This window comes from Thioalkalivibrio denitrificans (assembly GCF_002000365.1).
GTDB classification, from domain to species: Bacteria; Pseudomonadota; Gammaproteobacteria; order Ectothiorhodospirales; family Ectothiorhodospiraceae; genus Thioalkalivibrio_A; species Thioalkalivibrio_A denitrificans.
Genome location: NZ_MVBK01000088.1, coordinates 1 through 10,525 on the forward strand (window position 1 = coordinate 1; position 10,525 = coordinate 10,525).

Annotated in this window: 9 protein-coding genes; all 9 read right to left on the reverse strand. The window is 65.1% G+C overall.

Annotated features, from left to right (window positions below; genetic code table 11):
• Positions 1–29: 29 nt before the first annotated feature.
• The 9 genes from B1C78_RS13345 to B1C78_RS13385 all read right to left on the reverse strand — a co-directional run bounded on the left by B1C78_RS13345 (position 30) and on the right by B1C78_RS13385 (position 10,319).
• Positions 30–1,289 (reverse strand): vWA domain-containing protein, encoded by a 1,260-nt coding sequence (locus B1C78_RS13345; RefSeq protein WP_077279672.1) that lies wholly within the window; start codon positions 1,287–1,289, stop codon positions 30–32.
• Positions 1,290–1,302: 13 nt separating this feature from the next.
• Positions 1,303–2,349, reverse strand: coding sequence for an AAA family ATPase (locus B1C78_RS13350; protein WP_077279673.1), 1,047 nt, complete (start codon positions 2,347–2,349; stop codon positions 1,303–1,305).
• A gap of 91 nt (positions 2,350–2,440) precedes the next feature.
• Positions 2,441–3,964, reverse strand: coding sequence for an apolipoprotein N-acyltransferase (lnt, locus tag B1C78_RS13355; protein WP_077279674.1), 1,524 nt, complete (start codon positions 3,962–3,964; stop codon positions 2,441–2,443).
• A gap of 397 nt (positions 3,965–4,361) precedes the next feature.
• Positions 4,362–5,225, reverse strand: coding sequence for a CorC family transporter (locus tag B1C78_RS13360; RefSeq protein ID WP_077279708.1), 864 nt, complete (start codon positions 5,223–5,225; stop codon positions 4,362–4,364).
• A gap of 132 nt (positions 5,226–5,357) precedes the next feature.
• Positions 5,358–5,828: an rRNA maturation RNase YbeY gene (gene ybeY, locus B1C78_RS13365; RefSeq protein WP_077279675.1), complete on the reverse strand. Its 471-nt coding sequence runs from the start codon at positions 5,826–5,828 to the stop codon at positions 5,358–5,360.
• Positions 5,806–6,804 carry a PhoH family protein gene (locus B1C78_RS13370; protein WP_077279676.1) on the reverse strand — a complete coding sequence of 333 codons (999 nt, stop codon included), beginning with the start codon at positions 6,802–6,804 and terminating at the stop codon, positions 5,806–5,808. The genes ybeY and B1C78_RS13370 overlap by 23 nt, the downstream gene beginning before the upstream one ends.
• 99 nt (positions 6,805–6,903) lie before the next feature.
• Positions 6,904–8,265 (reverse strand): tRNA (N6-isopentenyl adenosine(37)-C2)-methylthiotransferase MiaB, encoded by a 1,362-nt coding sequence (gene miaB / locus B1C78_RS13375; RefSeq protein ID WP_077279677.1) that lies wholly within the window; start codon positions 8,263–8,265, stop codon positions 6,904–6,906.
• Between the two features lie 144 nt (positions 8,266–8,409).
• On the reverse strand, positions 8,410–8,859 hold the full coding sequence (gene ssb / locus B1C78_RS13380; protein ID WP_077279678.1) for a single-stranded DNA-binding protein: 450 nt from the start codon (positions 8,857–8,859) through the stop codon (positions 8,410–8,412).
• 83 nt (positions 8,860–8,942) lie between these two features.
• On the reverse strand, positions 8,943–10,319 hold the full coding sequence (locus B1C78_RS13385) for an MFS transporter (RefSeq protein ID WP_077279679.1): 1,377 nt from the start codon (positions 10,317–10,319) through the stop codon (positions 8,943–8,945).
• Between the last annotated feature and the right edge of the window lie 206 nt (positions 10,320–10,525).

Consider the following 10,525-nt stretch of genomic DNA (forward strand, 5'->3'; position numbering starts at 1 on the left):
TCTTGCCTCTTGTCTCTTGAGCCTTCATTTCAATTTAACTGAACGCGTTGCCCCCAAGGCACCGAGCTCTTGCCCTTCACCAGCCAGACCACGGGGTAATGGGGCGCCAGGGCCGGGAACTGGCCCTGGGCGTCGGTGAAGTACACCAGCAGGTCCGGCTGGCGGTCGAGGGTGGCGATCCAGTCGAATACCGGGCGGAAGTCGGTGCCGCCGCCGCCCTTGAAGGACTCGGGCATCTCCAGCGTCTCCCAGGCCTCGAACACCCAGGGGCCGTCGGGGTTGAGTTCGCTGTCGCAGGTGTGAAGCGTGACCCGCGCGCGGATCTGGCCCTTGATGGCGTCCACCTCGGTGATGAAGTCGTTCATCTCGGCGTCGGACACCGAGCCGCTGGTATCCAGCGCCACCACCACGTCCAGATTGTGGCTCCTGAGGCTGGGCAGGATGGCCGGTTCGCCGCGCCGGGACGATGGGCGGCTGTAGCTGTAGTCGTCCCGTGCCTGGGCGCTCATGTAGCGGGCCAGCAGCATGCGCCAGGGGAGCTGGGGCTGCAGCAGGTGGTCCACCAGGCGCGCCATCTCGCTGCCCAACTTTCCGGCCTGCAGGGCCTGCTGAGCGGCGCCCGCCAGTCGCTGACGCCATTGCACGGCCAGTTCCTCGCGCTCCTGATGGCCAAGCGGCGGGGGCGGCTGGCTGCCGCCCTGGTGCTCGTCCGCTTCCATGTCCGGCCGTTCACTCTGATTGCCCCCCTCCCCCGGATCCTGCTGCTCGTCCTCGTTGCGACCGCGGCCGTCGCCGGAATCCGGCGGCGGTTGTCTGCCCTTGCCGCGGCTCTGTTCCTCCGGACGATCATAGACATGCTGATCCAGGGTGGACTCGTTCTCGTTGTCCTGGATGAAGGGATAGATCTCTTCCGCGGACATGCCCTCGAAGCTGCGCTCGTAGAGCATGCCCGGTGGCGGCGTCAGGCCGTCGTTGATCAGGATAGGATTGATGGCGTAGTCGCAGGCAATGTCCCAGAGGTGCTTGACCCGGTGCCCGCGCCGCGCAAAGTGCCCGAGTGCGCAATGCAGGGCCTCGTGGGCCAGCATGAACTGGGTCTCGGCCAGATTGAGCTTGTCGATGTATTCGGCGTTGTAATAGAGCTTGCGCGCGTCCACAGCCGTGGTCCGGCACCAGTCCCCGGCGGCCTCCAGCGGCAGGCGCAGCACCAGCGCACCCAGGAACGGCTTGTCCAGGATCAGGCGGGTGCGGGCCGCCCCCAGCTTGGTTTCCACGTCCTGACCGCTCACGATGCCGACCCCGTCAGTTTTCGTAGAGCATCAGATCCGCCACTTCCGTGGCCCAGCGACCGAACTCCGGCACCGCGAACAGCGGCTCGCCCAGCGCCCGGTGCATGTCCATGATCATCATTACGCCCATCTCCCGCTGCGGGAACACACCCGCGTAGTTGAGGATGTTGCCCCAGACCACCGGCGCCTGCGCCTCTTCCCGCGCACGGATGGCACGGCCCACCAGGGCGGCGGCCACGGCGTACTGGAGGTCGATCTCCTTCGGAGCCGGAAGGGTCTGACCGGCCACAATGGCATCCAGATCAGGCAGTTCCTCCAGATGTGCCAGGAAGGCGGACAACTCGATACCCGCCGCCTGCCCCACGCAGGCCTGCAGCGCCCCGGAGAGCAGCTCAGGCTGACCGTCGAACTTCTGCAGCGCCCGGTGCGCGAACTCCCACGAACGGGGCGATGGGAAGGCCACCGGGTTGTGGGCCGGGTCGAAGTCGAACAGCAGATCGGGTCGAAAGCGGATGAAGGCAATGATGCGGTCGTCGATGCCCGCCCCGTAGGCCCAGGCCGCCCAGTCGTCCACGTTGAGGTCGACCTCGAAGTGGGAAAAGCGGTTGGCGAGCGGCGCCGGCATGGTGTAGGTGACGCCCCGGTCCCCCTGGCGATTGCCGGCGGCGAAGATGGCCCAGCCCGGCGGCACCTGGTAGTTGCCCAGGCGCCGGTCCAGGATCAGCTGGTAGGCGGCGGCCGAGACGCTCGGCGGCGCCGAGGTGATCTCGTCCAGGAACAGGATCCCCACCGGCCCCTGCCGATCAACATGGGGCAGCATCGCAGGAATGGCCCACTCCACCAGATCGCCGTGCTTGAAGGGGATACCGCGCAGGTCCGAAGGCTCCATCTGGGAGAGCCGGATATCGATCAGCGGCACGCCGTGCTTCGCCGCCACCTGGGTGATCATCTGGGACTTGCCCACCCCCGGCGGGCCCCAGAGCATCACCGGCGTATGGTGTCCGGCACCGGTACTCATGAACTCCCTGTCCAGCACTTGCAGCAACTGCGCGGGTCGCATATTTCTCTCTCGGATTCGCCAACGGTTAACTTGTTGAGATTACAGGATCGGGCCGCCGGACCGCAAAAGTTGACAGGCTTCGTGGTTAATGCTAATTCGAATCCGCCGCAGACCCGCGTCGGCCTGCCAGCCAACCACCGGCCAACAGGATCAGGGTGAGCAGTATCGCCGCGTTGTTGCCCCAGCGGGCGAAGGGCGTCACGCCTGCCCTGGGTTGGGCCTGCGTGGTGAGCACGTGCGCCTCGAACTGCGGCGAGGTGGCGATCAGTTCGCCGCGATGGCCAATCACGGCGGAGACGCCGGTGTTGGTGGCACGCAGCATGTCGCGGCCCGATTCCAGCGAACGCATACGGGCGATCTCCATGTGCTGGTGGGGCGCGATGGAATCGCCGAACCAGGCATCGTTGCTCACGTTGAGGAGCAGTTGTGCCTCGGGCAACGCCTCGATGGCCTGCCCGCCGAAGGCATCCTCGTAGCACACCGTCGTGCCCATGGTTATACCGCCCACATCCAGAAGCGGACGGCCGCTGCCGGATGACAGATCCGACATGGGGATCTCCAGGTAGGCGTCCAGCCACCTGAGCAGGCCGCGCAGGGGCATGTACTCGCCGAACGGCACGAGGTGCCGCTTGTGGTAGGCCGCGGGCTGTTCGCTCACATGCACGATGCTGTTGTACATGTTCCGGCTTTCGAAGTCGTAGACGAAGATACCCGTCACCATCGATCCGCCCGCCGCCTCCACTTCTTGCGCCAGCTCCAGCAGGGGTTCATACACCTCGTGATAGAACGCGGGAATGGCGGTCTCCGGCCACAGCACGATGTCAGAACCAAGCGCCTGGCGGGTGAGTCCGCCGTAGAGCGTCAGCGCATCATCCACCGCTTCAGGACCCCATTTCTCGCGCTGGTCCACCGCACCCTGCAGCAGGCTCACGGTGAGCGGTGCCCCGTCCGGCTCGGTCCACTCCACACGCGTCAGCGCAAGCCCGACGGCCCAGGCCAGCGCAAGGCCCGCAAGGCCACCGGCGACGACACGGGGCGAAGCCCGCACGATCATCCAGGCCAGCACGCCGGCCATGAGCGCAACGATCAGGCTGGCCCCGAAGGCACCCAGTACGGGGACATAGCCCGCCAGGCCCGTATCCACCTGCGACGTGCCCAACAACAACCACGGAAAACCGGTCAGGAACCAGCCGCGCCACCACTCGAACAACACCCACGCCGCGGGAAAAACGATCACCAGGGCAAGACCCGCCGTGCGCGGTGAAAAGCGTGCCAGGAGATAGCCCAGCAGCGCGGGATACAGCGCCAGAAAGGCCACAAACAGCGCGGTAATCAGCGCAGCCAGCGGCGCGATGGCGGATCCGAACAGATAGAGGCTGTGGTAGATCCAGTGCACCCCGGCACCGAACATGCCCAGGCCGTACAGATAACCCCGCAACGCCGCCCACCCCGGCGTCTGCCCCCACCACAGCACGAACAGCAGCGCCGGAGACAGTATGGCCAGCGGGCGCCACTCGTAAGGCGCAAACGCAAGCGTGAGCAGCGCACCCGACGCCAGGGCCAGCAGGTGGCCGAGACGCGGGCGTTCATCAAGAAAGCCAATGACCGGATTCATGCACTCGGTGCCGGTTTCGGATTCGCGGGGTAGTGTACCGGAATCGGGCTTGATTTCGCTTTAACTACGAAGTGATGAAAGATCGTTACTCTCGCAAAGACGCGAAGCCCGCCAAGAAAATCGTATTGAGGCGAAAACGGTAGAACGGTAGGTTGGGGTGAGCGCAGCGAACCCCAACATCGATAACTGATCGTGCCACGGTTGTTGGGGTTCGCTGCGCTCACCCCAACCTACAGGATCCTCGACTTGGATAGGGTGGGCCATGCCCGCCGTGTCGGCCCCGTTGAAGACGGGCGGTGCCCACGGGGCGCCCTATATGATCGATCTTCTTGGCGGGCTTCGCGTCTTTGCGAGAGAAATGCCTTTCAATCCTTCGCGCATCTCATGGTGAGCACAATCAGGCAACCGGAGGCATCTCGGCAGGATCACGCAGGCGCATCTCAAGCAGATGCACACGGCGGTTGTCCGCGCGCAGGACGCGCACGTGGAAGGTGTCGAAGTCGAGTTCGTCGCCACGCTTGGGGACGTGTCCGAAACGGTTGACCACCAGGCCGCCGATGGTGTCGAACTCGTCCTCGCTGTACTCGGTGCCGAAGTACTGGTTGAACTCGTCGATGGGCGTGAGCGCCTTGACCGTGTAGCGGCCGCTGGGATGGCGCATGATGTGGGTGAGATAGTCCTCGATGTCGTGCTCGTCGTCGATCTCGCCGACGATCTGCTCCAGCACGTCCTCGATGGTCACGAGCCCCGCCACGCCGCCGTATTCGTCGACCACGATGGCCATGTGATTACGGCTGTTGCGAAACTCCTTGAGCAGCACGTTGAGGCGCTTGCTCTCCGGCACGAACACGGCGGGTCGCAGCACGTCGCGCATCTCGAAGTCGACCTCGGCGCCCTCCACGAAATAGCGCAGCAGGTCCTTGGCCAGCAGGATGCCGATCACCTCGTCGCGGCTCTCGCCCACCACGGGGAAGCGGGAATGAGCCGACTCGGTAATGAGCGGGAGGATATCCTTGAGCGCGGCGTCGCCTTGCACCACGTCCATCTGCGGGCGCGGCACCATGATGTCGCGCACCTGCATCTCGGAGACCTGCAACACGCCTTCCAGCATGCCCAGGGAATCGGGATCCAGGATCTCGCGCTGCTGCGCGCTGCGCAGCAGGTCCACCAGCTGCGCCCGGTCCCGGGGTTCCCCGCCAAACGCCAGGCTCAGCCGTTCAAGCCAGCTTCTAGGGGGAGGTTCGTTGCGTGAGCGGTTCATGGAAGCCATGGAGACAGGATGCATGATGCGGGATACGGCAAACGGCCAGTCGGGCTTACGCATCCCGAACGATCAGCCCCTTGCGCTCCCCGTGTACCTTGTACCTTGTATCTTGTACCTTGCACCTGATTCTTATTCATACGGATCGTTGTAGCCCAGCCCTTTTAGTATTTCCTTTTCGCGTGCTTCCATGCGCCGTGCATCGGCTTCCTCAATATGGTCGAAACCCTGCAAATGCAAGAGGCCGTGGACCACCATGTGCGCCCAGTGGGCCTCGGGGCGCTTGCCCTGCTCGACGGCCTCCCGGGCCACCACGGGGGCGCAGATCACGAGGTCTCCCAGATGCCCCTCGTCCAGACCCGGCGGGGCCTCGAACGGAAACGACAGGACGTTCGTGGCACCCTTCTTGTGACGAAAGGTTGCGTTCAGTTCGGCACCCTCCGCCTCGTCCACCACGCGGATCACCACCGTGGCCGATTCTTCCGAGGGCCATGCCGCCGCCGCCCATGCCTTCAATCGTGAGCGATCCGGCACACCATCTGCGGACGTGGCCAGTTGGACTTCCGTCCGCAGCGTCGGGCTAGCCCGTCGGTTTGTTCTCATCCGCCTCGTAGGCCTCGATGATGCGCTGCACCAGCGGGTGGCGCACCACGTCCCTTGCCGTGAAGAAGGTGAAGCTCACGCCGTTGACATCCTTGAGCACCTCGATGACATGGCGCAGGCCGGACTGACGATGATGGGGCAGGTCCGTCTGCGTCACGTCGCCGTTGACCACGGCGGTTGAACCGAAACCGATGCGCGTGAGAAACATCTTCATCTGGTCGGTGGTGGTGTTCTGCGCCTCGTCCAGGATCACGAAGGCGTCATTGAGCGTGCGCCCGCGCATGTAGGCAAGCGGCGCCACCTCGATGACGTTGCGCTCCATGAGCTTGGCCACCGTGTCGAAACCCAGCATCTCGTACAGGGCGTCGTACATGGGCCGCAGGTAGGGGTCGATCTTCTGGGCCAGATCCCCCGGCAGGAAACCCAGCCGCTCGCCGGCCTCCACGGCGGGGCGCACCAGCACCAGGCGCCTCACCCGGTCCGTCTCCAGGGCCTCGCAGGCGGCAGCCACGGCCAGATAGGTCTTGCCCGTACCCGCCGGGCCGATACCGAAGTTGAGATCGTGGGTGCGGATATGGCGCAGGTAGCGCATCTGGTTCACGCCCCGCCCCCGGATGAGGCCGCGGCGCAGCTTCAAGGCCGCCTCTTCCGGGGCCTCGTCCTCGGCCCGTTCCAACAGGCGGTCCACCCCCGATTCCTGCAGGTGCAGATGGACACGCTGGGGAGTCAGCGCCTCACTGGCGGTGACGCGATAGAGGTCCTTGATCAGTTCCACCGCCGCCTGCGCGGGACGGGCATCGCCAATCACGTTGAAATGATTGCCGCGGCTGTTGATCTCCACGCCCAGGCGCTGCTCCAGGAGGCGCAGGTGCTCATCAAACTGACCGCACAGATTGGCAAGCCGCAGATTGTCCGCCGGATCCAGGACGACTTCCAGGGTGACAGGCAGATCGGCAGGGTCGGGGGAGGAATTCAAGAGGCCAGGATTACCGCGGATTGAGGGCTATGGAAGGATTATAGAACGCAAGGCGATTCAGGATTCAACATTCAAGATTCAAAGGGGAAATCTACCCCTTCAACCCACTTTGAATATTGAACCTTGAATCTTGAATTCGGCTTCCAGCCGTCCCCTCAGGGAATTGGCCAGCGCCTCCGTGATGCGCGCATCCACGAATTGTCCGGCCAGGTCCGGGGCCCCCTGGAAATTCACCACGCGGTTGTTGGCGGTGCGTCCGGCCATTCGGGCCGGGTCCTTCTTCGAGGGGCCCTCCACCAGAATGCGCTGTACCGTGCCCACCATGCCCCGGCTGATGGCTTGGGCCATGGCGTTGATACGGGCCTGCAGGCGGGCCAGGCGGGCCTTTTTCACCTCTAGGGGCACATCGTCCGGCAGGGATGACGCAGGGGTGCCGGGGCGACGGCTGTATATGAAACTGAAGGACTGGTCGAAGCCGATCTGCTCGATCAGGTCCATGGTGGCCTCGAAATCGGCATCCGTTTCGCCGGGGAAGCCCACGATGAAATCCGAGGACAGCGAGATATCGGGCCGCGCCTCGCGCAGGCGGCGGATCTTCGACCGGTACTCCAGCGCCGTGTGGCCCCGCTTCATGGCCGCAAGGATACGGTCCGAGCCGCTCTGCACCGGCAGGTGCACATGGCTCACCAGTTCCGGAACCTCCGCGAAGGCGCGGATCAGGCTGTCGGAGAACTCCACCGGGTGGGACGTGGTGAAGCGGATGCGCTCGATGCCGTCCACCGCCGCCACGTAGTGGATCAGCAGGGCCAGGTCGGCGGTTTCGCCATCATGCATGGCGCCCCGGTAGGCGTTCACGTTCTGCCCCAGCAGGGTCACCTCGCGCACGCCCTGGGCCGCCAGTTGCGCGACCTCGGCGAGCACATCGTCGAAAGGCCGGCTGATCTCCTCTCCGCGCGTGTAGGGCACCACGCAGAAGGTGCAGTACTTCGAACAGCCCTCCATGACCGAGACGAAGGCCGTGGGCCCCTCGGCCCGGGGCTCGGGCAGGCGATCGAACTTTTCGATCTCGGGAAACGAGATGTCCACCACCGGCAGGCCCTTCAGGCGTGCCGAGCGGACCATCTCCGGCAACCGGTGCAGCGTCTGGGGCCCGAAGACCACATCCACGAAGGGCGCCCGCGCCCGCAGGGCCTCCCCTTCCTGGCTGGCCACGCAGCCGCCCACGCCGATCACCACGCCCGGCCGGGCGGCCTTGAGCACGCGCCAGCGTCCCAGCAGGGAAAACACCTTCTCCTGAGCCTTCTCGCGGATGGAGCAGGTGTTGAGCAGCAGGACGTCGGCCTGTTCCGGGTCGTCGGTCAGCTCCATGCCCTCGGCCGCACGCAGCACGTCCAGCATCTTGCCGGAATCGTACTCGTTCATCTGGCACCCGTGGGTCTGGATATAAACCTTGCCGCTCATGGTCACCTGTCGGAGAAGAAGCCTACGGCAGAGCAAAATCAGAACCAGGACAGGATGGACAGGATGATTACGGATTAANNTTAATCCGTAATCATCCTGTTAATCCTGTCCATTCTTCATGTCCTGCGTCTCCCGCGGGGACCCCTAAAACGGAATCTCGTCGTCGAAGTCGTCGGGCATGGAGGATTTGCCTCCGCCCTGGCTGCCGCCCTGGCGCGACTGGGCGGGGGCGTCGTCGTAGCTGCCGGTGCCGCCGCCACGTCCGCCGAGCATCTGCATGTCGTTGGCGACGATCTCGGTGGTGTAGCGGTCCTGGCCGTCCTGACCCTGCCACTTGCGCGTCTGCAGGCGCCCCTCCACGTAGATCTGGGAGCCCTTCTTCAGGTACTCGCCGGCGATCTCCGCGAGCCGGCCGAAGAACACCACCCGATGCCACTCGGTTTTCTCCTGGCGCTCGCCGGTGCCCTTGTCCTTCCAGCTGTCCGTGGTGGCAAGGCTGACATTGGCCACGGCATTGCCGCTAGGCATGTACTTGACCTCGGGGTCGTTGCCCAGGTTGCCCACCAGAATGACCTTGTTGACGCCTCGTGCCATGCGCTTCGCTCCTGTGCTTGTGGTGCCGGCCTCCGTGCCGGCGTCGGAAAACCAAAGGGGAATTGTATCAGGACCGGTTCAGCTCAGGCCACGGAGAAGCGCTTCAGCGCCGCCTCGTCCAGGGCATGGCGCTCCACCTTGAGATAGGCCATGCCCTCCTCGCCGATCACCACGGCCTCCGCCACCCCGCGCACGCCCGTGAGCTGCATGGCCAGCGACTCGGCCTCTTCCCGCCCCTTGGGGCCGACATTGAGGACATAACTGGACAGATACCGGGGCCGGCGCATGCTGGCGGCCAGCCCGAGCCAGATCAGCGCCCCCAGCGCTCCCAGCAGGAAAACGCCCGGGATACCCACCTGGCCGTACAGGGCGCCCCCCAGCGCCCCGCCGGTGAAGATGCCGAGGAACTGGGTACTTGAATAGACCCCCATGGCCGTGCCCTTGCGGTCCGGCGGGGCCATCTTGGCGATCAGGGACGGCAGGCTTGCCTCCAGCAGGTTGAAGGCCGCGAAAAAGACCAGCAGGCTCGCCACGAGCCAGGCCAGCGAGCCCCCGTTGGCCGCCAGCCCCAACTGGGCGACGCCCAGCACCGCTACGGCTCCGACGAACACCGGCTTCATGCGCCGGTGCCTCTCCGCGTAGATGATGAACGGCACCATGGCGAAGAATCCCAGCAGCAGCACCGGCAGATAGATGCGCCAGTGCAGCGCCGCGTCCAGGCCCAGCCCGTCCCGAAGCACCAGGGGCAGCACCACGAAATTGGCTGTCAGGATCATGTGCAGCAGGAAGATGCCCGCGTCCAGGCGAAGCAACTGCGGATCCCGGAGCACGGCTCCGAAGGTTCCCGGCACTGCCTCGGTATCCCGGTATACCCGTGTTGACACCGGCGTCGGCACCAGCAGCAGGGTGATCCCGATGGCCAGCACCGCCAGCAACGCCGTGAGCCAGAAGATGCCCGACACGCCCACCCAGCGATCCAGCACCGGGCCCGCCACCAGGGCCACGGAGAAGGACAGCCCGATGGTCAGTCCGATGATGGCCATCACCTTGGTACGGTGTTCCTCGCGGGTCAGGTCCGCAGCCAGGGCCAGCACCACCGCGGCAATGGCGCCCGCCCCCTGCAACGCACGGCCGGCGATGACCCCGTAGATGGATTCCGAGAGGGCCGCCACCACGCTCCCCAGCGCAAACACCAGCAGCCCCGCCACCATCACCGGCTTGCGCCCCACCCGGTCCGAAATCATCCCCAGGGGAATCTGCAGCAGCGCCTGAGTGAGCCCGTAGATGCCGATGGCCAGGCCGACGAGGAAGGGCGTGACATGGGCCAGATCCTCGGCGTAGAGGGCGAACACCGGCAGGATCATGAACAGCCCCAGCATGCGCACCCCATACACGCCGGCCAGCGCGCCGGAAGCGCGCCACTCCGCCGCGCTCAGGGAATCGGAAAAGCCGGATTGCATGGGTCTGGGAAATCCTTGACGTTTCAATGCCATATGAACCGGTGCGCACTCTACCGCCGGGCGCTGCCGGACAAGCGGGGTATGTTAGCAGACCGGGGCGGTGGGGTAAGCATTCGGGGTGGGTTGATGTGCGAGGGTCCTGGTCAGGGGGCGGCCCATGGGGATCAAAGTCAAATTCAAAGACAGAGTCAAAGGCGTTTCGAACC